The sequence below is a fragment of the Flagellimonas oceanensis genome (assembly GCF_003992595.1).
Lineage (GTDB): Bacteria > Bacteroidota > Bacteroidia > Flavobacteriales > Flavobacteriaceae > Flagellimonas > Flagellimonas oceanensis.
Window position 1 is genome coordinate 96,653 of the sequence record NZ_RZNA01000024.1, and the last position, 21,773, is coordinate 118,425.

At 41.8% G+C, this 21,773-nt stretch carries 21 protein-coding genes; 7 read left to right on the plus strand and 14 right to left on the minus strand.

Features of this window, described 5'->3' with window-relative positions; translation table 11 throughout:
* Window positions 1–87: 87 nt before the first annotated feature.
* Window positions 88–1,233 (plus strand): sensor histidine kinase, encoded by a 1,146-nt coding sequence (locus EO132_RS07410; RefSeq protein WP_127137276.1) that lies wholly within the window; start codon window positions 88–90, stop codon window positions 1,231–1,233.
* A 9-nt stretch (window positions 1,234–1,242) separates the two neighbouring features.
* Entirely contained in the window at window positions 1,243–1,593 is a 351-nt protein-coding gene (locus EO132_RS07415; protein ID WP_127137277.1) for a hypothetical protein, read from the plus strand.
* On the opposite strand, the gene EO132_RS07420 is transcribed toward EO132_RS07415, so the two are convergent.
* A complete protein-coding gene (locus EO132_RS07420) occupies window positions 1,586–1,978 on the minus strand; it encodes an HIT family protein (RefSeq protein WP_127137278.1) in 393 nt (130 codons plus the stop codon). The genes EO132_RS07415 and EO132_RS07420 overlap by 8 nt on opposite strands.
* 68 nt (window positions 1,979–2,046) lie before the next feature.
* Window positions 2,047–2,523 carry a transcription elongation factor GreA gene (greA, locus tag EO132_RS07425; RefSeq protein WP_127137279.1) on the minus strand — a complete coding sequence of 159 codons (477 nt, stop codon included), beginning with the start codon at window positions 2,521–2,523 and terminating at the stop codon, window positions 2,047–2,049.
* A gap of 185 nt (window positions 2,524–2,708) precedes the next feature.
* On the opposite strand from greA, the gene EO132_RS07430 reads away from it, so the two are divergent.
* Together EO132_RS07430 and EO132_RS07435 are read left to right on the plus strand one after the other, a co-directional pair.
* Window positions 2,709–3,143 carry a Rieske (2Fe-2S) protein gene (locus tag EO132_RS07430; RefSeq protein ID WP_235856403.1) on the plus strand — a complete coding sequence of 145 codons (435 nt, stop codon included), beginning with the start codon at window positions 2,709–2,711 and terminating at the stop codon, window positions 3,141–3,143.
* A gap of 8 nt (window positions 3,144–3,151) precedes the next feature.
* Window positions 3,152–4,138 carry an aldo/keto reductase gene (locus EO132_RS07435; protein WP_127137280.1) on the plus strand — a complete coding sequence of 329 codons (987 nt, stop codon included), beginning with the start codon at window positions 3,152–3,154 and terminating at the stop codon, window positions 4,136–4,138.
* Window positions 4,139–4,298: 160 nt separating this feature from the next.
* On the opposite strand, the gene EO132_RS07440 is transcribed toward EO132_RS07435, so the two are convergent.
* Window positions 4,299–6,548 carry a TonB-dependent receptor gene (locus EO132_RS07440; RefSeq protein WP_127137281.1) on the minus strand — a complete coding sequence of 750 codons (2,250 nt, stop codon included), beginning with the start codon at window positions 6,546–6,548 and terminating at the stop codon, window positions 4,299–4,301.
* 277 nt (window positions 6,549–6,825) lie between these two features.
* On the opposite strand from EO132_RS07440, the gene EO132_RS07445 reads away from it, so the two are divergent.
* Entirely contained in the window at window positions 6,826–9,252 is a 2,427-nt protein-coding gene (locus EO132_RS07445; RefSeq protein WP_127137282.1) for a hybrid sensor histidine kinase/response regulator, read from the plus strand.
* Here EO132_RS07445 and EO132_RS07450 read toward each other — a convergent pair.
* The 7 genes from EO132_RS07450 to EO132_RS07480 form a co-directional block, all read right to left on the minus strand.
* Entirely contained in the window at window positions 9,227–10,570 is a 1,344-nt protein-coding gene (locus EO132_RS07450) for a sigma-54-dependent transcriptional regulator (protein ID WP_127137283.1), read from the minus strand. The genes EO132_RS07445 and EO132_RS07450 overlap by 26 nt on opposite strands.
* A 131-nt stretch (window positions 10,571–10,701) precedes the next feature.
* On the minus strand, window positions 10,702–11,004 hold the full coding sequence (locus tag EO132_RS07455) for a hypothetical protein (RefSeq protein WP_127137284.1): 303 nt from the start codon (window positions 11,002–11,004) through the stop codon (window positions 10,702–10,704).
* 651 nt (window positions 11,005–11,655) lie between these two features.
* The gene (locus EO132_RS07460; protein ID WP_127137285.1) at window positions 11,656–13,191 is read right to left on the minus strand and encodes a DUF4301 family protein; all 1,536 of its coding nucleotides are present in this window, start codon (window positions 13,189–13,191) and stop codon (window positions 11,656–11,658) included.
* Window positions 13,184–13,753, minus strand: coding sequence for an AAA family ATPase (locus tag EO132_RS07465; protein WP_127137286.1), 570 nt, complete (start codon window positions 13,751–13,753; stop codon window positions 13,184–13,186). The genes EO132_RS07460 and EO132_RS07465 overlap by 8 nt, the downstream gene beginning before the upstream one ends.
* A complete protein-coding gene (gene pnuC, locus EO132_RS07470; RefSeq protein ID WP_127137287.1) occupies window positions 13,714–14,349 on the minus strand; it encodes a nicotinamide riboside transporter PnuC in 636 nt (211 codons plus the stop codon). The genes EO132_RS07465 and pnuC overlap by 40 nt, the downstream gene beginning before the upstream one ends.
* The gene (locus tag EO132_RS07475) at window positions 14,333–14,593 is read right to left on the minus strand and encodes a YkoF family thiamine/hydroxymethylpyrimidine-binding protein (RefSeq protein WP_127137288.1); all 261 of its coding nucleotides are present in this window, start codon (window positions 14,591–14,593) and stop codon (window positions 14,333–14,335) included. The genes pnuC and EO132_RS07475 overlap by 17 nt, the downstream gene beginning before the upstream one ends.
* Window positions 14,594–14,635: 42 nt before the next feature.
* Complete coding sequence (locus EO132_RS07480; protein WP_127137289.1) at window positions 14,636–15,277, minus strand: 4'-phosphopantetheinyl transferase family protein; 642 nt, start codon at window positions 15,275–15,277, stop codon at window positions 14,636–14,638.
* A 74-nt stretch (window positions 15,278–15,351) separates the two neighbouring features.
* On the opposite strand from EO132_RS07480, the gene ahcY reads away from it, so the two are divergent.
* Window positions 15,352–16,668, plus strand: coding sequence for an adenosylhomocysteinase (ahcY, locus tag EO132_RS07485; RefSeq protein ID WP_127137290.1), 1,317 nt, complete (start codon window positions 15,352–15,354; stop codon window positions 16,666–16,668).
* Window positions 16,669–16,737: 69 nt separating this feature from the next.
* Here the strand turns inward: ahcY and EO132_RS07490 are convergent, their stop codons facing one another.
* On the minus strand, window positions 16,738–17,316 hold the full coding sequence (locus EO132_RS07490; RefSeq protein ID WP_127137291.1) for a DUF3332 domain-containing protein: 579 nt from the start codon (window positions 17,314–17,316) through the stop codon (window positions 16,738–16,740).
* 105 nt (window positions 17,317–17,421) lie between these two features.
* Between EO132_RS07490 and EO132_RS07495 the strand changes: the two genes are divergently transcribed.
* Window positions 17,422–18,534: a D-TA family PLP-dependent enzyme gene (locus EO132_RS07495; protein ID WP_127137292.1), complete on the plus strand. Its 1,113-nt coding sequence runs from the start codon at window positions 17,422–17,424 to the stop codon at window positions 18,532–18,534.
* Here EO132_RS07495 and eutC read toward each other — a convergent pair.
* Genes eutC through EO132_RS07510 form a run of 3 tightly spaced genes read right to left on the minus strand, consistent with a single transcriptional unit; the run spans window position 18,531 to window position 21,729 of the window.
* Complete coding sequence (gene eutC, locus EO132_RS07500) at window positions 18,531–19,283, minus strand: ethanolamine ammonia-lyase subunit EutC (protein WP_127137293.1); 753 nt, start codon at window positions 19,281–19,283, stop codon at window positions 18,531–18,533. The two genes, EO132_RS07495 and eutC, sit on opposite strands and share 4 nt — an antisense overlap.
* Entirely contained in the window at window positions 19,280–20,653 is a 1,374-nt protein-coding gene (locus EO132_RS07505) for an ethanolamine ammonia-lyase subunit EutB (protein WP_127137294.1), read from the minus strand. Before EO132_RS07505 ends, eutC begins: the two co-directional genes overlap by 4 nt.
* Before the next feature lie 53 nt (window positions 20,654–20,706).
* Window positions 20,707–21,729: a phytase gene (locus tag EO132_RS07510; RefSeq protein ID WP_127137295.1), complete on the minus strand. Its 1,023-nt coding sequence runs from the start codon at window positions 21,727–21,729 to the stop codon at window positions 20,707–20,709.
* Window positions 21,730–21,773: the final 44 nt, after the last annotated feature.

The following is a 21,773-nucleotide window of genomic DNA, read 5'->3' on the forward strand; positions in this document are numbered from 1 at the left end:
AAAATGAATTCCAATGGCATCCGTTATTTCAACTATCTATCAACATGTTTTCCAATTACCTATCTTTAAAACAGAATTTGACCAACAATGAACTTTAGCACTAAACGGAAAACCTCCAATATCATCTTGCTGATATCCGCATTCTTCATTGTGAGTCTTATTTTATGGAATACCAATAGTTTTTTTAAAAAATTCAAAGAGGAAGAACGGCTGAAAATGGAGATTTGGGCCACCGCCCAGTTGGAGCTTGTTCAATCCTCGGTTGACCAAGAACTGGGAAACCTTACCCTAAAGGTGTTGGGCAACAATACCTCAACTCCTATGATCTTGGTAAACGAAGAGGGGTCATACAAAACGCACAATATACCCGAGGACAAAGTAGCGGACAGTGCATACATCCAAAAAAAGATTGCCCAATTCCGAAATGAGAATGAACCCATAGAGATCATACAGGAAGAGGAATTGTTGGAAACCCTCTACTACGGCAATTCTGATGTGTTGAACAAATTAAAATATTATCCACTGGCCCTACTATTGATTATTTTCTTGTTCGCAGCAGTGATCTTCTTTTTCTTCCGAACCAACAAGGCATCGGAACAAAATAAACTCTGGGCTGGTATGGCCAAGGAAACCGCACATCAAATTGGAACGCCGCTCACCTCTCTACTGGGTTGGAACGAACTATTGAAATCGGAAGACATCAATCCCGAGGTTACCCAAGAGATCGCCAAGGATATTGACCGCTTACAAACCATCACAGAGCGCTTTTCCAAAATTGGCTCTGTTCCCGAATTACGCCAACACGATATCGTGGCCGAAACCAAAAAAGCTTACGACTACCTTAAACAACGTAGTTCCAAATTGGTACATTTTTCCTTTAGTTCCAATGTGGATGAAGCCCATGTACTTATGAACCCACCTTTGTACAACTGGAGCATTGAAAATCTTGTTAAAAATGGTATCGATGCCATGAAAGGCAAGGGCAACATTGCCATCCAAATTGAAAAAAAGGGGCAAAATATCTATATTCTAGTATCGGATACCGGCCACGGCATACACAAAAGTGATTTTCAAAACATTTTCAATCCAGGGGTCACATCCAAGCAAAGAGGCTGGGGATTAGGCCTTTCGTTGGTAAAAAGAATCGTTGAAGAGTACCATAAAGGAAAAATTAAAGTATTTTCGTCAAGTAAAGAAGGAACTATCATGCAGATTTCCCTACGAGCACTATAAAAATGAATTATGGCCAAGGAAAAACAACTTGTAATCCAAGAAGCTGATATTACCAACAACTGCCCCAAATGTTTTAATCAGGAACTCAAGATTACGTTTTACCAAAAACATACTTATAACGCACTGTACCACAGGACCACAGGCGTGGTTACCAATGAGATAAAATGCAAGAAATGCGACTCGATTATTTATCCCGTGGACTGGACTCCCGATATTGAGCGCGTTTTTGATTATTACAACAAACTGGTCAAACCGGACAGAACTGCCGTAAGGTTTACGATGCTTTTCTTTGTTATTCTTGTATTGATGCTATGTTTGGTAGCTGCTGGGGTTTATTTTTACTTGGAAGGCTTTAATTAAGGTAAGTCCTGATTTCTTCGGCAACCCTCTCGAACTCCTCTTTGGTCAATTCTTCCTTATGCTGAAATGTGGCATTGGCCATACTCTGAAGTGGAATAAGGTGTACATGTACGTGGGGTACTTCCAATCCAATTACGGACATGCCCACCCGTTTGCAGGGCACCGCTTTTTCTATGGCAAGTCCCACCCTTCTTGAAAAAGCCATCAGTTTCATGTATGATTCCTCATCAAGGTCCATGATCTTGTCCACTTCTTTCTTGGGCACACACAAGGTATGTCCCTTGGAATTGGGATTGATGTCCAAAAATGCATAGTTGTCATCATCCTCCGCAATTTTATAGGAAGGTATGTCCCCATTGATGATCTTTGTGAAGATACTGGCCATTTTGATTCGGTTTTAAAATAAAAAATCCCGTTTTTCAACGGGATTAAATATAACCAATTTAGTAACTGTTACTCTCGTGTGATCTCTAAAATTTCAAATTTCAGAGTTCCATTGGGCACCTTGATCTCAGCCACATCGCCAACTTCTTTTCCCAACAGTCCTTTTCCAATCGGGGATGTCACGGAAATTTTTCCCGACTTTAGGTCAGCTTCACTTTCTGCCACCAGGGTATATTTCATTTCCATGCCATTGGCTTGGTTTTTGAGTTTTACGGTGGAAAGCACCAAGATTTTAGAGGTATCCAATTGTGATTCATCAATCAAACGGGCATTGGCCAAGGTTTCTTCCATTTTGGAGATTTTCATTTCCAAAAGACCTTGGGCTTCTTTGGCCGCATCATATTCTGCGTTCTCGGAAAGATCCCCTTTGTCCCTTGCTTCTGCAATGGCCTGCGAGGCTTTGGGGCGCTCCACATCCTTTAATTGGTTCAATTCATCCCTTAACTTCTTTAATCCTTCGGGTGTATAGTATGAAACTTTGCTCATATCTTTAATTTTTAATGCAAAGAGACATTGAAGAAAATCAGAAAATTTCCCCAATGTACTCTTCCTACAAATACAAAAAATCCTCAACGATACCGATGACCTGCATGGTATTTTTGCGAGGATTTAACGCAAATATAGGCAAATTTTCATCAACTTTGCTCAAGAAACGTATTCAAACATCGACTATGAAGCACTTCTGGGCCATTGTGATTCTGGCGCTTATCTTGTCCTGCAGCTCGGATACCTCCAATCGAAATCCTTACCTGCCCGATGCTAGTTTTCGATTTGAGCTTAATATGAACCTTCCATTGTATAACGACCTCCAATACCCTTTGAATCCAATCTATGTCGGCAACACCGGTGTGGGTACTCGAGGTGCTTTTGTCATCAATACGGGGTCTGGTTTTATGGCGTGGGAAGCTAGTTGTCCCAATCATGCACCCAATGATTGCTCCACAATGACGATTGATGGACAAAATGTAGTTTGTAGTTGTGAAGAATATACCTATGAGCTTACGACGGGATTATTGTGGAGTACGCCCGATGATGAAAACCGGTACTATGGACTTCTTCCTTATAGAGCTACCCAAAGTGGGAACACTGTTATAATTTCCAATTAAATTTAAGAATGAAGTATAGAAAACTCGGAGAAACAGGAATACAAGTCTCTGAAATCTCATTAGGTACTTGGCAAGTCGGGGGGAAATGGGGTTCTGGTTTTGATGATAATCTAGCTGAACGCATTATACACGAAGCGATAGATGCAGGCGTAAACTTTATAGATACCGCAGACGTTTACGAAGCTGGGTCAAGTGAAGCTACCGTAGGTCGAGTTGTAAAATCCAGGTCGGAAGAGGTTTTTGTCGCCACAAAGTGTGGTCGGCAGATAAACCCGCACGTGAATAAAGGGTATACTGTGGACGTACTGCGAAAATATGTGGAGGACAGCTTAAGAAATACTGGATTGGAATGTTTGGATTTGATACAACTGCACTGTCCGCCTACCGAAGTATACTATCGACCCGAAATTTTTGAACTATTCGACCGATTAAAGGATGAAGGTAAAATAAAGAACCTTGGTGTCAGCGTCGAAAAAGTTGAAGAAGGCTTAAAGGCGATTGAATATCCGAATGTGAGTACGGTTCAAATCATATTCAATATGTTTAGGCAACGCCCTTCGGAGCTGTTTTTTGAACAAGTACAGAAAAAAAATATCGGTGTGATTGTGCGTGTGCCCTTGGCCAGTGGGTTACTTTCGGGAAAATTTTCTTCTGACTCCACGTTTGAAAAGGATGACCACAGAAACTTTAACAGAGAGGGTGCCGCTTTTGATAAAGGAGAAACCTTTAGCGGTGTCCCTTTTGATGTAGGTCTTCAAGCAGTTGATGAACTCAAGAAAATATTCCCTCAGAAAGAAAACCTTGCGCCTATTGCACTACGTTGGATATTGGATTTCCCCGAGGTAGGTTGCATAATTCCAGGTGCATCCAAAGTCGAACATCTTAAAAGCAATCTTGAGGCTGTGGAATTACCTCAGCTTACCAAAGATGAAAAGGTAGCTGTAAACCAGATCTATGACAGGCACATTAAAAAGCATGTGCACCAACTTTGGTAAAAACGATAGATAGCTTGTCATTTCCCAAAAGTTACTTTTGGATACTCTTCTATAAATAGAAACGGGATTCTGTATTTATGTTCAAATTACAGAATCCCGTTGAAAATTAAGCTAAAGCACCGTTCTCGACATAAATCTCTTCAATATTTGCTCGAATTGATTAAAAATTGACTGTCGCTCCCACAAGAAAGTTAATCCCTGCTTGCGGATAGTAACCGGCACCTTCGATGGTCGTGATAGTTCCTGGATTGGAGTAATCATCATCAAATGTATAGAAATATCCGTTGGAGACAATGTCCGCATCAAAAATGTTGTTCACCAACCCGGATAATTCAATACTCTTTATAAAAGAGTTCATATTGATGGTGTACTGCACATTGAAATCCGTCTGCGTGTAACTATCCAAAACCGAAGTCTCGGAATCAATGTTGCCCATATATTGTTTCCCTACAAATTTGGACAGCAACGACACTTGAAAATTAGCATTGGGCATATAGGAAATGATATTGCCCGCAATCAATTTTGGTGAATAGGCTATATTCGTGTTCCCTAAATCCTGAAGGACCCCATCCCTTTCAAAATAGAAATCAAGGTTTTTGTTATCACTCAAGGCGATGTTCGGTCTCCATCGGAACGAATTCGAAATATCGACATTGGCTTCGATTTCGAGGCCCAATCGGTAACTGTCCCCCACATTGGATCGAAGCGGAGCACCCACATCGTTCAATTCCCCTGTCAAGACCAACTGATCTTTATAGCGCATGTAATAGACATTGGTGTTCAACTGAAAGCTTGGGGAAACATATCGCCATCCCAGTTCAAAATCATTGAGTTTTTCTGGTTTTGGGCTTCCACTTTCGTAATCATTGCGGTTAGGTTCACGGTTGGCCCTGGCATACGAGAAATAGAAATTATTGTTGCGATTCAAGTCAAATGTGACTCCGGCTTTTGGGTTAAAAAAGTTGAAGGAGTCATCTACCAGACCTGTATCATCCCCGTTGGCTTCGTATGTCACTCCACGGTACTGTAGGTCTCCGAACAATGACCATTGGTCCGTCAACTTATAATTGGCCTTGGTATACACGTTAAAATCCGTTTTGGTGGAAGTGTCATCATAATACCTGTCCCCATATTCGCTATCGCTGGCATACTCGGCCCAAATGATTTCGCCAAAGTGGTCCCCTTTGTACTCATTGTAACCACCTCCCATGATCAGTTCCAAGTTTTCATTGTTGTAAGTTGCGGAAAAGATGGTTCCATAAAAATCATTGTCCAACCACCGACGACGAATCAAATCCGTGGTTTCCACCAAATTGCCATTTACTGTAATGGGCTCCAGGCCATAGGTTGCAAAATCGTCATCGTCCCTATATTGCTCAAAGTAACCTCGACCGCGTGTATAGTGTACAGCCAAATGGGTGTTCCAAGCGGAATTCCAGGTTTCATACCAGTGCAATTGAAAGTGGTCTTGCTTGTAATCGTCGACCTCATTATCATGGTATTGGGTTACACCATTATCATCGGTATACTCCCCTGCTGAATTGTAGGTACGATTGTTTTCCAACTGATCTGCTGTAATTCCGTTCCATGCTTGGTAGGTAACCTCGTGTCCGCCAAAAAGCAAAGCTTTAATCAAGGTATTGTCATCATTATACACACCTTGAAGGAAATAACCGTCCAATTCCGAAGCTGCCCTGTCCACATAACCATCTGAGGTAACGCGTGACAGTCGTCCAGAAAATTCAAAGTGGTCGTTCATCAATCCTGTACTGAACTTTACATTGTTCCGCAAGGTGTTGAAGCTGCCCACGGAAGTTGAGATTCGAGCATAAGCTTCTTCTGAGAAGGCATCAGTGAGCATGTTCAAACTTGCCCCGAAGGCTCCCGCCCCATTGGTGGAAGTACCCACACCACGCTGCAATTGCAGGCTTTGTGTGGAGGAAGCAAAATCGGGCATGTTCACCCAAAAAGTCCCTTGTGATTCGGCATCATTGTAAGGAACACCGTTGATGGTCACATTTACCCGTGTGGCATCGCTACCACGAACTCGAATGCTTGTATAGCCCACACCTGCACCAGCATCTGAGGTAGTGACCACAGCTGGCATAAAATTCATCAAAATGGGTACGTCCTGCCCCAAGTTACGCGGAGCCAGTTCCACTTTGTCCAAATCGGAAAAAGTAATGGGAAAGTCCTTGGTTACCCTAACGGCTTGCACCAGAACCTCATCCAACACCACTTTTTCGCCTTCAAGACTATCGATGGGTTCTTCTTGGGCACTTGCGGTCAATGCCAAACTAAAAATAGCTGTTGCGGCACATACCCTTTTAATGTAATTCCGATGGTTGTTTTGCGTCGGTCGCAATGAGCCAGAAGCGGCTCTTTTTTGAATAATTGAATAGAGTTTCATTCGTAAAAATGTTACGAATAAAAGGGGTCATTATTCTTTGTTAGTAATTGATTTTTGTTTCTAAAGAAACATAGAAATTCCAAGATGCGGCTTGCGCATTCCCTTGGCAGCATTACCCGCCCAGGTTCTTTGGGTATAATCTCAGCCTTTTTGGTAAAAAGCACCCCTTTGAGATGCCGCAAATGTAAGCTGCGATTATTGATTTTCATAAAATACCATTGGGAAATTTAACTTTTGATAACAACCATGCCCCCCAACCGCCTGCGTATATAAGGGTATGGACCCTAAATCAAAAAATAGGTTTACCCTTAAAATCATACTGAGCTATGCGGTTCTCGGTGTTCTTGCCATTCTTGCTGCATTTTTCATCTATGATGAGTTCAAAAGCTATGCTTCTGCAAAAAACCAGGGGAATAGCAATCAAAAATTACTGAAAACCAATAAATTGCTCACGCAGCTGTATGATGCTGAAAACCTTTCAAAATTGGCCTTGCAAACCAAAAAGCCCCAGGATTTGAAATCCTATTCGAGAAAAGTGGACTCCATTAACAGCTTCATCGACTCATTGAAACCACTTGCCCAAACCAACAATGGTAAATTGGACAGTGTGCAAGAGTTGTTAAAACAAAAGGTGTTCAATAATGCCGAACTACGCAAACTGAAGGTGCAGAATGAAAAAAGTGCTTCATTGGATTCGGTTTTGGATACTTTTCATGAAATGGAAGTGGACATGGGACGAATTACCCCTGAAACGTTTGCTCCCAATTTTCATCAATTGTCTCCGGAGGCACAGGAATCCATCAAAGCATATGTGGCATTGCTCAATAAGAACATCCCGAATTCGAATGGAAATACGGATGCCAACAATATCGATTCCATTTTAGCGATCTCCAAGTCCATCTTGGAAAAGGCCAAAACCGAGACCGCCACCACGGAACGTACTGTACTTCGAAAAGAGCTACAGATTTACAGGACCGACCTTGAACTGTCGCAAAAAATGCGGGGGATTTTATCTGACTTTGAACAGGAAATGGCCCAAAATGCCTACTTGGATAGCCTTCAGCAAGAACGAGCCCTTAAAAAAAGTTCAGGATTGGCCGTGGGAACAATTATCTTAGGACTTATCGTTGTGATCGTGTTCACCCTGATGATATCCAAGGATTATTGGAGAGTACAGCTATACCGGGAACAACTTGAAAGTGCTAAAAAGTATGCTGAATCACTTTTAAAAATTAGGGAACAGCTCATTTCAACCGTAAGTCACGACCTAAGAACACCCCTAAATACCATTAGCGGGTATTCGGACTTGATTGAACAAAGTGGTTTGAACAGCAAACAATTGAACTATCTGAAAAAAATCAAGTCCTCTTCGGCCTATGTGGATAGTTTGGTCAATGATCTCTTGGATTATTCAAAACTGGAAGCAGGAAAAATCAAACTGGACAACGTACCGTTCTCCCTGCATCAATCAATAGAGGAAGTTGCTGTTGATTTCGAAGAAATACCATCGAAAAAAGGGGTTGTACTACAATTGGAAATAGCGGAGGAATTGAAAACACCTATCAAAAACGACCCCTTTAGAATACGGCAAATACTTACCAACATCATTGGGAATGCATTTAAGTTCACAGATTCCGGCCATGTGAAGGTTTCAGCAAAAGTGATGGAAAAAGGAAAAGGCACATGGGCAAGGATCGATATAGAGGATACCGGTGCAGGAATACCGGTTGAAAAACAGGAAGCCATCTTCCAGGAATTTACACAAGCAGAGGTGACTTCCAACAAAAAGCAAATCGGTTATGGGCTTGGCCTTACCATTTCCAGAAAGCTGACGGAATTGTTGGGCGGCTCATTGAGCTTGAAGAGTCAGGTTGGGGTGGGCAGCACTTTCACTGTTCAGGTTCCCATAGAATTTTCAAAGATGGAAATGGATGAAAATGACTCCAAAGAAATTGCTCACGAACTAGAGGAACTACACGTTTTGGTTTTTGATGATGATGAGAACATGCTTGGCCTTATTTCGGAACTTTGCAAAGTCAACAATATCAAAACAACGACTTTTACAGGTCTTGCTGATTTTGATCTTTCAAAAACCCAACAATTCGATGTCGTTCTTACGGATATTCAAATGCCCGTTGCTGATGGATTCTCCGTCCTAAAAGCCATTCAAAACATGGGATACCAGAAACCCATAATTGCCATGACGGGACAACAAATCGGCAATAAAAGTGAATACTTGGACTCCGGTTTTTCCGAAGTTCTACAGAAACCATTTACGGCGAATTCACTCTTAAAAACCTTAAAACAGACAGAAAAGAAAACCTTTTCCAAGGGTTTACCTACTTCGGATTCTTCCGTGTTTACCCTCAGTAATATTTCACCTTTTTTGGATGACCAAGATGCCATTCAGGAAGTTTTGAAAGTGTTTCTGGAGAATACGAGCAAAAGTCTTGGACTCATGTTTTCGGCCGTTGGCAACAAGGACTATAACGATATCCGCGCAACATCGCATAAAATGTTGCCTATGTTTCGGCAATTGGAAGTACAACATGCCATACCCTTATTAGAGATTTTGGAAAACATTTCAGATGATTCAAAAGGAGAAAAAGCGTTCCATATTCTTTCAGAACTAAAGGAAGTTGTGGACAAAATGGAAAGCGACATCCAACAGTATTTGGCTAAACATTCAGTTGATATTGATTGATTTTGTTGTAAAGTGTCTTTCGCGTGATCTGAAGTAATTTTGCCGCTTTACTTTTGTTGAAATTGGTCTGCTTCAAGGCACTCATAATCCGCTCCTTCTCATAATCCGATTTAGAAAAAATGGCTTCTTCATCTTTATTCGCTCCTTCTACCACTTCATCGGCCAAAGCGTTTGGAAACATGGTTTCGGTTTCAGAAAAAAGAACGGCTCTTTTGATCACGTTCTTCATTTCCCTCAAATTTCCAGGCCAATCGTAATCTTGGAGTATCCTTTTGGTCTCATCCGAAAATTCCAATATGTTCTTGTCCAATTCTGAATTTGCCCTGGCCAAAAAGTAATCGGCAAACAACAAAATGTCGTCCCGTCTATCCCTTAAAGAAGGTACTTCAATGGAAAACTCATTCAGACGGTGGTACAGATCTTCCCTGAACTCGCCTTCTTCGGCAGCAGCTGAAAGATTTTCGTTGGTAGCGGCTATAATCCGAATGTCCAGTTCAATTTCCTTTGTGCTGCCCACACGTTTTATTTTACGTTCTTGAATGGCTCTGAGCAATTGCACTTGGTGTTCATAGGAGAGGTTGCCCACCTCATCCAAAAAGAGTGTTCCTCCATTGGCTGCTTCAAAATGGCCCTTTTTATCGTCTATCGCTCCCGTAAAACTGCCCTTTACATGTCCAAAGAACTCGCTGGTGGCAATTTCCTTGGGTATGGCGCCACAATCCACTGCAACAAATGGACGATCACTTCTTTTACTCGCCTTATGAATGGCATTGGCGGTCACTTCCTTTCCTGTGCCACTTTCGCCTGTAAGCAAAACGGACATATTGGTAGGGGCTACCAATTCCACATATTGGTGGAGTTTTTTGGATTTTTCTCCCTGTCCTTTTAGAAAATTGGTCTGCGCTTCTTCTCTAGGATTGGATTTTGGAGCTTGACCGGAAACTTTTGGTTCTGCTACCTTGGTATTCAGTGCATCCTTGATTACAGAGAGTATTTCCTCAGGGGTAAAAGGCTTTGAAATATAGTCAAAAGCTCCTTTTTTAATTGCATTTACCGCGGTTTTCACCTCGGCATAGCCCGTCATTAAAATCACTTGTGTCGCAGGAGAGTCACGTTTCACTTGAGGAAGCAATGTCACACCGTTTCCTTTGGGCAACCTTACATCTGACAAAATTATATCGAAAGTGGATTTGGCGAGAAGCTCTTCGGCCTCCTTAATGGAATAGCTGATGGATACGACAAAACCGTTCTTGGTCAAAAACTTTTGAAGCATTTGACAGAAGGCTGTATCGTCTTCAATGATTAGGATTTTGGGCATATCTCAGTTATCTAATATACGGCCCATACCTCTCTGGAGATTATATGTTTTTGATAAAATTATCACAAAAAAAGGGCTGCAAAATGCAGCCCTTTTCAACCAAACTAACTATCGTGGGGCGATAAACCTAATTACATGTCAATCCAGTTTCCCTCTGCATCGGCATATACAGTTCCCGTAGTGCCGTCTTCAAGGGTAAGATCCAATTTATATTGGTCTTTATCATTTTTGTAAGCCTTTGCGATTTTAGCCGTAGGATAGTTTTCTTCTACTGCTGTAGTCACCGCGGAAGGAAGATCGGATACATTGATTTCCTCGAAATCCCCAACTACGATCTCAATGGCGTTGTTTGCTTCCAATTTTGGAGTTTCCACATTGGCAAATGCTGTTATTCCTACAAATGATAGTACTGTTGCTAAAGCTAAATTTTTCATGGTATATGATTTTAATTGTTAAACTTGCTTATCTAACTGAAAACATAATGCCACTTCATTCTTTTTAGCTTAAATACACGCAAGTAACTAATTATCAATTGATTAACTTTTTATGCCGTTTTCAATGATTGTGTAAAAGTGTGTAATCCTATAAACAGTGTGTGTAAATTTTATACAAGAAAGGCTGCCGAAGCAGCCTTTCATATTTGCCAATTAATGGTCACAAGGAAAAAAGACCATGGTACAGATTGGCAGAAATGGATAATACATGGATAGTGTTTAGATAGCATCATCCTATTCTTGCATGTCCCTATCTTTATTTCTCCTTCTTAAGTACGATATCAATATGTACAAAGCCATAGCTAATGATATCAGATTTAAGAAAAGGACTATTTTGTATATCATTTTTACGTTGTTGCCACTGTTTCCGAATCCTATGAAAAGAAAGCCGTACAGAGTGCACGGCCTTCTCGCCAAATCAACCAACCTAGTTGCGACAACCCGCAAGGATTATCATAATTTAATCATGTCATCGAATAACAGTTTCGACTATACTTTTTTAGACACTCTTTTTTGAAGGAGGTCACATCATGGCACAAAAAAAGCCACTACTTTTTTTGCAGTGGCCTTAATCCGTTGTTTTTTAAATATTTACACCTGATGCGTAGGCTTTAAAAGGTCGTTAACCATTTTTACTGGGTTAAAGGTCACCAATGGAACTTCCACAAAAATGGTGTTCCAAAAAGCCATGGCACCGTTCCAAAGACCTGGCAACTCCAAAGCTTTCAGCTCCTTTCCTTCCTTGGTTTTTCCCGTGATGAACCCTTGCTTTGGATCTACGTAATCCAATAGGTTGAATTTTCCTCCTTTGTGGTTTCGGACCCCACATACCAAATCCACCGGGTTAAAATGCGTAGCATTCTGTAAAATTGCAGCTTGGTCATTATTGTCCATATCAATCTGGGCGGACTCTATGATCTGAAGCGAAATGTTTCCTTCCGAATCCTTGACCCAAAATGGACCTCCTCCGGGCTCTCCTTCATTCTTTACCATACCACAAATACGAATGGGACGGTTGATTCTGTCCTTAATCAAAGCTTTTTGTTCACCTACACTTAAATCATCGTAATTGTTGGGCATGCGAACATTGAGGTCCTTTTCCAAGAATGATTTTATTTCATCAGCCTTTTCTATGGACACATCACCTTCCAAAAGTTTGGCATAGGCAAATGCTTTGTCCTGGACTTTTTTAAGGACACCCGCCAACATTTTTTTGCTGTTGGACACGGTCTCCAAGTTTTTATCGATCACCACATTATCTATGTTCTTGATGAATATGATATCGGCATCCTGATCGTTCAGGTTTTCAATAAGGGCTCCATGACCTCCGGGACGGAACAAAATGGAACCGTCGCTGTTTTTGAAGGGTTGGTTCTCCATATCCACCGCAATGGTATCCGTGGATGGTTTTTGATTGGAATAAGACACATCGAAATTGGTATCCGTTTTCTTAGAAACCTTTGGACCTACCATTGCCTCTTCCTTGACAAACATCTCATCGTGCTGTTCCGATACGGTAAAATGAAGATTGGCTTTGCCCTTGGTTTTGGCATAGAGCGCTGCTTCCTTTAAATGCTCTTCAAATGGGGTTGCTGTGCTTTTTTCATATTTATGGAAAGGCAAAAGTCCTTTGGGATAAAACCCATAGTTCAACCCTTCTTCTGACAACATTTCCTTTACAAAAAGATAGGCTTCTTCGTCCTTGTTGGACGCTTTATCCCCGATTCTGGACATAATCAATTCATAAAAAGGAAAGTCGGAAAGATGCTCAGTAAACTTTTTTGCATCGGTATCTCCTGTGCGTTCTATATAGTCGGATAGTTTTTCTTTTGAGGGATCATAGCTGTCCAGAAAATTGAACATTGCCTTGAACATTCGTGATGCCGCCCCTGAGGCGGGCACAAACTTTAATAGTTCCAATTCCTTTCTGTTGTCCTCAAAATATTGAAGCAAATCCAATTGCTCCTTTTCCGAGAACCGAAGTATACCATTGCCCACCACAGCGGCCTGCGATAGCTGTACGAAAGGGATACCTTCTTTAAATGTTTGTATTTGGTTTGCTACTTTTTCTTTTGAAATTCCTTTGGAATCCAGTTGTTCCAAGTCTTTAGGACTTAATTCAATCATGTTTTTGGAGAAGTTTATCTATGTGTTCTACTGCTTTGGATAGCCTTGATGCTTTATCCCCCCTTAATTTAATGAATTTCCTGTTACTTTTCTCCAATGCCTCCTTGAAATGTGCAAACATTCGTTCTCTTTCGTCAGGTTTGTCCCTAAGATCGTCCGCTACCCATGGGGTATCAATATATGTCAAGAAGTATAGGTCGTAGGTGTTTTGAAGGGCATATTTTTCGATAAGCGGATCACATGTACTGTCGTAGTAGGCGTCAGAGTATACTTTGGTCTCCAATAAATCGGTATCGCAGATAAGTACTTTGTTCGCTTTTTTTGCCAATTCGTTCTCCAAGCGCATTTGTCCGTAGGCAATGGGCAACAAATCGTATGGTTCACAGGTTTTTTGCTCTTTGTCCCATTTATCTTGGAGATATTCACGGGCATATTCGGGCACCCATTCGGTATTGTAATGCTCCGCCAGTTGTTTGGACAATGTGGTCTTGCCCGTGGATTCCGGTCCAAAAAGGACCACTTTTATGAGGTTGTTGGGCTCTTGGCCAAGTTTTTCTTCCATGCTAGATATCCCTGTATCGCTAGAACAGTAAATATGAGGTATTGTAACGAGAACATTCCCCATCCCCTGTAGGCATACAAAGGTACGGTTATTACATCACCCAAAATCCAAAGGGTCCAGTTTTCAAGTTTTTTGTTGGCCATATACCACATTCCCGTGAAGAAAATGCCCGATGTGAATATATCCACATAATTGGTTGGACCTATTTCGGCTCCAAATGCTTTGTAAACACCATAGGTAACCAACATGGTCAATAGAAAAAAACCAAAACCCACCCATTTTTCCCGGGCATTCGTTCTTGTAATGTTTACCACCAATTCCCTGTTGTCCTTACGTCTGGCCCAGTTCCACCATCCGTAGATACTCATGATCGAATAGTAGAAATTCATCATCATATCGCCATACAAGCGATCAACAAGAAAAATATAAGTGGTTATCACCGTGGCCACCAAACCTGTGGGATACACCAAAATATCTTCTTTTTTGGCGTAGACAACACTGGCAATTCCAAAGAAAAAAGCAGTGGCTTCTAAAATAATCAGGGATAGTTCCCGGTCTTCGTACGGACCGAGGAAGAAATCAAAAATGGGGTTCATACTCGCTTCGGTCGGATTTTACCACTTTCATGGTCAGCACCACATGGTCCAAATTCTCAAAACTTTCCTTGATTTCGGAATTGAGCAATTCCATTACCTTGTCATAGTCTCCAAAAACTTGTGTGCTCAATGGATTCTCCATAACGGTCAAGCCAGAATCACGTAGTTTTTTAATAAAAGCAATAATCGGTGCTTCAAAATCATCCTGAAGAGGAGATAATGTAAGCTCAACGGATATTTTCATGGAGATTGTGGATTTAGCATGCAAAATTACAAAAAGGATTCATCAACCTCCCATCATTTTGAGGGCATATACACAGGTAAATCCTTCAAACTCCAAAAATTCAATTTCGTAATGGGACTTTTTGCCCTTGTAAAGTATCTCGGCAACGGTGCGGGTATCCTCAAAAGTAAAGTCCATCACGTTGATGTGCCGTAGAAAACTCAGTCCCTGTTGTGCATAAATTTTATAAAGGGATTCCTTGGCTCCCCATACTATGGTCAATTTTCGCATCAAAGCCTCGGAATTGGCCAAGGTTTTATACTCTTTGATAGGTGTGAATTTATGGGCAATCCTCAGGATTTTATCCCGTTGCATCTCAATATCAATACCTACCTCATCGGTTTCGCTGATGATGATTCCTGTGAAATTGTGCGAATGGGTAATGGATATGTGATTTCCATCTTTTAGATGCGGTTTCCCAAAATCATCATAGTACAAGTCGTGATCCACGTAACCTGCCTCTGCCATGAGGTGGCGAATGCTCAAAAAAGCCCTTCGGTGCGCCTCGGATTTCATACCGTCCATACGCTTCTGGCAGTGGTCCGTAAGCTCCACATCCTTAGAAAGTTCGCCCTCGGGCTCGGTCACTTTCCAAATGTAAACTTTGGTGGTCGGGGAAACTGTTATTGTTTTGTAAACGGGCATGAGCAAAAGTTAAGTGAATTCGTATCTTTGTCGCACGATTTAAGCGAAGCTACAAAAGTAAATTTATAAAAAGTATGAGCACAAAGACAATTCCATATGTACCTTATAAGGTAAAGGATATCTCTCTTGCAGATTGGGGAAGGAAAGAAATTGAGCTTGCCGAAGCTGAAATGCCTGGGCTTATGGCCTTGCGTGAAGAATATGGGAGCCAACAGCCTTTGAAAGGTGCAAGGATTGCCGGTTGTCTTCACATGACCATCCAGACAGCAGTATTGATCGAGACCTTGGTGGCCCTTGGCGCTGAAGTAACTTGGAGTTCTTGCAATATTTTTTCCACTCAGGACCATGCTGCGGCAGCAATAGCAGCAGCTGGTATTCCGGTTTATGCATGGAAAGGGATGACCGAAGAGGAATTTGATTGGTGTATTGAGCAAACCTTGTTTTTTGGAGAGGACAGGCAGCCATTGAACATGATCTTGGATGATGGTGGAGATCTTACCAATATGGTTTTGGACCAGTATCCTGAATTGGCCGGAGGTGTAAAGGGTCTTTCGGAAGAAACCACCACAGGAGTACACCGCTTGTACGAAAGAATGAAGAAAGGAACGCTACCGATGCCAGCCATCAATGTGAACGATTCCGTGACCAAGTCCAAGTTCGACAACAAGTATGGGTGTCGCGAAAGTGCCGTGGATGCCATTCGTAGGGCCACGGATACCATGTTAGCGGGGAAACGTGTGGTTGTTGCTGGTTATGGGGATGTAGGAAAAGGTACGGCAGCCTCTTTTCGTGGTGCAGGTGCCATTGTAACCGTTACCGAAATTGATCCCATCTGTGCATTACAGGCCTGTATGGACGGTTTTGAAGTGAAGAAATTGGAAACCGTAGTACCCAATGCAGATATCGTGATTACCACAACAGGGAATAAGGACATTATCCGTGAGGAGCATTTTAGAGCATTAAAGGACAAGGCCATTGTTTGTAACATTGGACATTTTGACAATGAAATAGATATGGCTTGGTTGAACGGGAACTACGGCGATACAAAGGATGAAATTAAGCCACAAGTGGACAAATATACCATTGACGGCAAAGACGTAGTGATTTTGGCAGAGGGAAGATTGGTCAACCTAGGTTGTGCCACAGGGCATCCAAGTTTTGTAATGAGCAACTCATTTACCAACCAGACTTTGGCCCAGATCGAACTTTGGAAGCACAGTGATAAATATGCCAACGAAGTATATATGCTTCCGAAGCATTTGGATGAAAAAGTGGCCAAATTGCACTTGTCCCGTTTAGGAGCCGAATTGACGGAGCTGAACCAAGAGCAAGCTGATTATATCGGTGTACAGGTTGAAGGACCATTCAAGCCTGAGTACTACAGATATTAAAAACAGAAAAGTTATAAAGCAAAAAACCCATGGTATTGACCATGGGTTTTTTATTTGTTATGGGTTGCATTAGTCGGCCAATAAAGTCTCGCCGTAGTAGCATGTCTTGCTTTCTTCCAACAAAGCCAACCCTTCTTCTCTTGTGCTCATAGGGTCTATCTTCACCTCCTCGCCATTGGGCATGTAAACAATATAGAACCCTTCTTCAAAAGAAGATAGTTTAATGATTTCTCCATTAGGGCGTACCGCGTTCCAGGACTTTTCATCTGGCTTGTACACCAAATCGATTTTTTTGCCTTTTTTAGGCCCATCCACAACGGTTACCTGCATTCTGTTCTTGGTGGCGATCATCTCAAATGTATTGCCATCATGTTCCACCATTTGCGTCTCGGACTCTCCATCTTTCATCGCGATTGGGTTGGATCCAGACCAAAACTCGATTACGTTGAAAATAATGGTATCTCCCAAAAAGAACAATCCGTAAACGGGAACAATGTTCAACCCCCAGAAAATAAGGTTGTCCAAAAATCTACTATTGGTAAGTCCTTGGTTCCAATCTTTCAAACTATTAAAAGCACTAAAAGAACCTAAACAGCTGGTAAACAAAATAGAGCAGGCAAGTAATGAAGAAATAATTGCTTTTTTCATGATATAAGATTTATAGTTAATGGTAATAAGGTACAAAAGATTATTGAAGATACCCATGCAGTGGATTGTGATTCCTATCTTTATTACTTCATAAAAAAGCAAAAAATGGAACATAATTTGTATGCCATTCAAAATATCGAAACCGTCGATTCACCATCGGTCGCACTGTATTTGGAGCACCTTAGCTATAATATCAATGAGATGATTTCACTGGTTGATGGAAAAACGGAACGGTTGATGCCACACATCAAAACCAATAAAATGCCCAAGGTCATGGAAAAGTTGTTGGCTTCCGGGATTTCCAGCTTTAAATCTTCCACCATTTCCGAAGCTGAGATTGCTGCGGAAGCGGGTGCAGCCTCTGTATTGATTGCCCATCAACTCGTGGGACCAAAAATCGACCGCTTTATCAATCTGGTAACGCACTTTCCCAACACACAGTTTTCCACCATTTTGGATAACGATGACAGTGCCGAACTTTTGAATCAAAAAGCTTTGGCAGCTGGGATGACCATCAATATTTATATTGATATCAATAATGGAATGGACCGTTCCGGTATTAAGATAGGAAATGGACTGGACGATCTTATGGCATTCTTAAATACGTGTAAGGGATTAAACTTTAAAGGCTTTCATGTATACGACGGCCATTTGCGGGACCCTGATTTTCCGGAAAGAAACACCAAAATCGAAAAAAGTCTGGAGGTAGTGACCACCTACTTTAAAGCGGTACAGGAGAAATTTCCTGATGCCCAGATGATTTGTGGCGGGACACCTTCCTTTACTTCACATCTTAAGGAAGACAACAGAATTACCAGTCCGGGAACCTGTGTGCTTTGGGACTGGGGTTATGGCGAAAAGTTAACGGAACAGCGATTTAAGCATGCTGCTCTTTTGGTCACGCGGATTATTTCCAAACCTACTGAGGGCATCATAACCGTAGATCTTGGACATAAATCCGTTTCGGCCGAAAACCCAATTGGCAAACGAGTAAAATTCTTGAACCTTGAAGGTTACGAACTGCTTTCACAAAGTGAAGAGCACGGGGTCATCAAAGTAAATGATTGGGAAAAATATAAAGTCGGGGATGTACTTTATGGCATTCCATATCACATTTGCCCAACCATTAACCTGCACGATGAAGTTTCCGTTATCGAAAATGGGAAAAAAGTGGACACTTGGGCAATTACAGCAAGAAAACGAAAACTGAACTTTTAATATAAAAGTTTCTTTACATCTATTTTGATGTCCACCCCACTGATTTGCTTGGCAAACGATTGTTCGATCAAGTAAAACAGGAGTGAAGTGGCTTGTTTGCTGTCCAGCCCATTTTTATGAATGTTCGAAATACAGTTCCTCCGCTCATCCGTCAATCCCAACTTTGGTGCGTAGGTGGTGTAAATTCCCATACTTTCCGGGGAGGAAAGTCCTGGACGCTCGCCGATGCAGGTAACCACAAATTTTGCGTTTAATGCAGTTCCTATGGGGTCGCATAGAGCTACACGGGCCATGGTAGCAAGCACAAAACCAATTTTATATCCCTCCAGTTTGGGTATTATTTCTTTTAAGAGGGGAAGTATGTTCGTATTTACGGCATTTGCCGAGAGTCCATCAGCTATTACCACAACAATATCATATGCTTCTTGAGCTTCTTGCAATGATTTTTGAGACGATTCATTGAGTTTTCTGCCTAAATCAGGACGTTTCAAGTATTCGTCCCTATCATTGACCTTGCTACTTACCTCCCAAACAGGAAACCCCATATTTTGTATTTCGCTTTTCAACTTATCATTATCCAAGACCGATACAATCGCATCCTTGGCCTTGGCATGGGCAAACCTGAATTGCAAAACCTCGTCCAAAGGAATACTGTTCCCTGTGCTGCCCAAAGCTATTCGGGCGTTGGTAAAATTCTTTAAATCCTCCCAAGGATCCTGTTGGATGGAATTGGTCTTCCCTGGTTTCATTGCAAAGCTTTTAATAATTTATGGGGTGCTTCGATGGTCCTACGCTGACCTATATCGTCCAAAATCCCTGTTTGTTGCAACCACGCTTCAAACTCTGGAGCAGGTTTTTTGTCCAATACTTGTCTCACATACAAGGCATCATGAAATGAGGTGGACTGATAGTTCAGCATTACATCATCCGAACCTGGAACACCCATGATAAAATTACATCCCGCAACACCCAAAAGGGTCAGCAGGTTGTCCATATCATCTTGGTCTGCCTCGGCATGGTTGGTGTAGCATACATCCATACCCATGGGAAGTCCCATCAATTTTCCACAAAAATGATCTTCAAGACCAGCACGCGTAATTTGCTTGCCATCATACAAATATTCGGGACCTATGAATCCAACCACGGAATTCACCAACAATGGACTAAACTGCCGCGCCAAAGCATAGGCTCTTGCCTCACATGTTTGTTGATCTACGTTCCAATGGGCATCTGCCGAAAGTGAAGAGCCTTGACCTGTCTCAAAATACATTACATTTTGACCCACCGTGCCCCGATTCAGTTCCAATGCTCCTTCGTAAGCCTCTTGCAGCATGGAAATATTGATTCCAAAGGATGCATTGGTCTTTTCCGTACCTCCAATGGATTGAAATACGAGGTCTATTGGTGCTTTGTCCAATAATTCCAGGGAGGTTGTCAAGTGACAGAGCACACAAATTTGAGTGGGAATATCGAATCGTTGTCGAATTTCATCCATCATTTGGAGTTGATTACCTACAACATCCACACTATCGGTTACTGGGTTTATTCCGATAACCGCATCGCCACTACCATACAAAAGGCCATCCACGATACTGGCCGCAATACCCTGTAAATTATCGGTAGGATGATTGGGTTGCAATCGAACGGAAAGGTGTCCCCTTTTTCCAATGGTATTTCGAAACTTTGTGATGACCTCACATTTTTGAGCTATCGAAATCAAATCCTGATTGCGCATCAATTTAGATACTGCCGCCACCATTTCTGGGGTAAGTCCTCGGGAAATGGATTGTAGTTTTTGTGCATCCACTTCGTGTGTCAATAACCAATTGCGCAAATCTCCGACGGTAAAACCTGAAATCTCTTGGAAAGCGTTCACATCGTGGGTATCCAAAATCAAACGGGTAACCTCGTCCTTTTCGTAAGGAATCACGGATTCATTTAAAAAATCCTTGAGAGGGATTTCGCTGAGGGCATATTGTGCTGCGATACGTTCCATATTACTCTCGGCAGCCAAGCCCGCGAGGGCATCTCCCGTTCTAAAAGGACTGGCTTTGGCCAATACCGACTTTAGATCGGGAAATGAATATACTTTTTGGTCTATGCTATATTTATAGGGCATTTTGTACAGTTACTTCCTTAAATATAGCTAGTTGAAGACCTACCTAAAAGTATTTAGTCCTCTTTTAGGCCCAATTTGTCCAAATCGTAAAAATAGAAGTTCTTTTCGTCGTTCATTGCAGCGAAAAGGCCGTTTGGAAATGTATCGTTCAATGGAACGGTAACCACATCACAACCATCGGTTTCCAACGTGGATAGGTTGACGGCTTTTATGAAACTATTGTCCTTCCTGGAAAAAATATTGAACTGTCCACGTTGCTGATCGGATACGATTATGTAGCCTTCTCCATTGGGATATCTTGCAATGGCAATGCCCTCGATATCCTCCAAAAACTTTTCTCCGCCAAAGCAGGCCAATTCCTCATCGCCCATGCTTGGTTCTGCATAATATTTTTTCACGCATTCGCCTTCGTCGGAATAATATACGTAGCCCATTTCGTTGTCCACGGCAATGGCCTCGATTTCCTTACCGCCTGTAAAGCTTCCGAATTTGCGCACCAAATTAGCGGAAACCCCCGTGCTGTCCGATTCAAATTTATATTGATACAAATAGGAACCGCTTGGCCCTATTTTTCTACCTACTATGGCATATACGGATGAATCTTTCGGCGATTTATACAAACTGATTCCCATCGCCAAACGTTGTTCTACATCGGTTTCATCTTCAAATACCGGAAAACCGCCTCCATCGAGAGGTTTCATATCGGGTACGGAAAACAGTCTGACCTGCTGCTTTTCCCTTTCCGTGAAAGCAATTACATCAACGGCAACGGAATCGTTCAGTTGAAATCCGTATTCCAAATCCACATTGTTGGGTCTTTGGATGTTTTTGATGGATTTTTCTTCGATGATCTTCCCATCAAGGTCAAAGGCATAAATACCCCCGTTGGTTTCTTTGTCCGTTCCGAAAACAATGCTTTTTGATGCATCATCCGGGTTGATCCAAATAGCGGGATCATCGGTATCGTTAGGTGTTTTTTCTGTGATAACGTCTGGTGCTATGGCCGGTAGTTGACTCCCTTGTTTACAGGATACCAAAGCCATTACCGTTACAATTGGAATATATATTTTTCTCATATTGATAGTTAAGATAGGAAATGTCAGTCTCAAGTACCTCCCAT

Bases quoted from the DNA above. Each gene is read 5' to 3' on its own strand.
- EO132_RS07455 (WP_127137284.1), bottom strand. From the start codon at position 11,004: ATGAAAAATTTAGCTTTAGCAACAGTACTATCATTTGTAGGAATAACA.
- EO132_RS07490 (WP_127137291.1), bottom strand. From the start codon at position 17,316: ATGAAAAAAGCAATTATTTCTTCATTACTTGCCTGCTCTATTTTGTTT.
- EO132_RS07495 (WP_127137292.1), top strand. From the start codon at position 17,422: ATGGAACATAATTTGTATGCCATTCAAAATATCGAAACCGTCGATTCA.
- EO132_RS07475 (WP_127137288.1), bottom strand. From the start codon at position 14,593: ATGAAAATATCCGTTGAGCTTACATTATCTCCTCTTCAGGATGATTTT.
- EO132_RS07465 (WP_127137286.1), bottom strand. From the start codon at position 13,753: ATGGAAGAAAAACTTGGCCAAGAGCCCAACAACCTCATAAAAGTGGTC.
- EO132_RS07505 (WP_127137294.1), bottom strand. From the start codon at position 20,653: ATGCCCTATAAATATAGCATAGACCAAAAAGTATATTCATTTCCCGAT.
- EO132_RS07415 (WP_127137277.1), top strand. From the start codon at position 1,243: ATGGCCAAGGAAAAACAACTTGTAATCCAAGAAGCTGATATTACCAAC.
- EO132_RS07480 (WP_127137289.1), bottom strand. From the start codon at position 15,277: ATGCCCGTTTACAAAACAATAACAGTTTCCCCGACCACCAAAGTTTAC.
- EO132_RS07450 (WP_127137283.1), bottom strand. From the start codon at position 10,570: ATGCCCAAAATCCTAATCATTGAAGACGATACAGCCTTCTGTCAAATG.
- ahcY (WP_127137290.1), top strand. From the start codon at position 15,352: ATGAGCACAAAGACAATTCCATATGTACCTTATAAGGTAAAGGATATC.
- EO132_RS07420 (WP_127137278.1), bottom strand. From the start codon at position 1,978: ATGGCCAGTATCTTCACAAAGATCATCAATGGGGACATACCTTCCTAT.
- EO132_RS07460 (WP_127137285.1), bottom strand. From the start codon at position 13,191: ATGATTGAATTAAGTCCTAAAGACTTGGAACAACTGGATTCCAAAGGA.
- eutC (WP_127137293.1), bottom strand. From the start codon at position 19,283: ATGAAACCAGGGAAGACCAATTCCATCCAACAGGATCCTTGGGAGGAT.
- EO132_RS07430 (WP_235856403.1), top strand. From the start codon at position 2,709: ATGAAGCACTTCTGGGCCATTGTGATTCTGGCGCTTATCTTGTCCTGC.
- greA (WP_127137279.1), bottom strand. From the start codon at position 2,523: ATGAGCAAAGTTTCATACTATACACCCGAAGGATTAAAGAAGTTAAGG.
- EO132_RS07410 (WP_127137276.1), top strand. From the start codon at position 88: ATGAACTTTAGCACTAAACGGAAAACCTCCAATATCATCTTGCTGATA.
- EO132_RS07445 (WP_127137282.1), top strand. From the start codon at position 6,826: ATGGACCCTAAATCAAAAAATAGGTTTACCCTTAAAATCATACTGAGC.
- EO132_RS07510 (WP_127137295.1), bottom strand. From the start codon at position 21,729: ATGAGAAAAATATATATTCCAATTGTAACGGTAATGGCTTTGGTATCC.
- EO132_RS07440 (WP_127137281.1), bottom strand. From the start codon at position 6,548: ATGAAACTCTATTCAATTATTCAAAAAAGAGCCGCTTCTGGCTCATTG.
- EO132_RS07435 (WP_127137280.1), top strand. From the start codon at position 3,152: ATGAAGTATAGAAAACTCGGAGAAACAGGAATACAAGTCTCTGAAATC.
- pnuC (WP_127137287.1), bottom strand. From the start codon at position 14,349: ATGAACCCCATTTTTGATTTCTTCCTCGGTCCGTACGAAGACCGGGAA.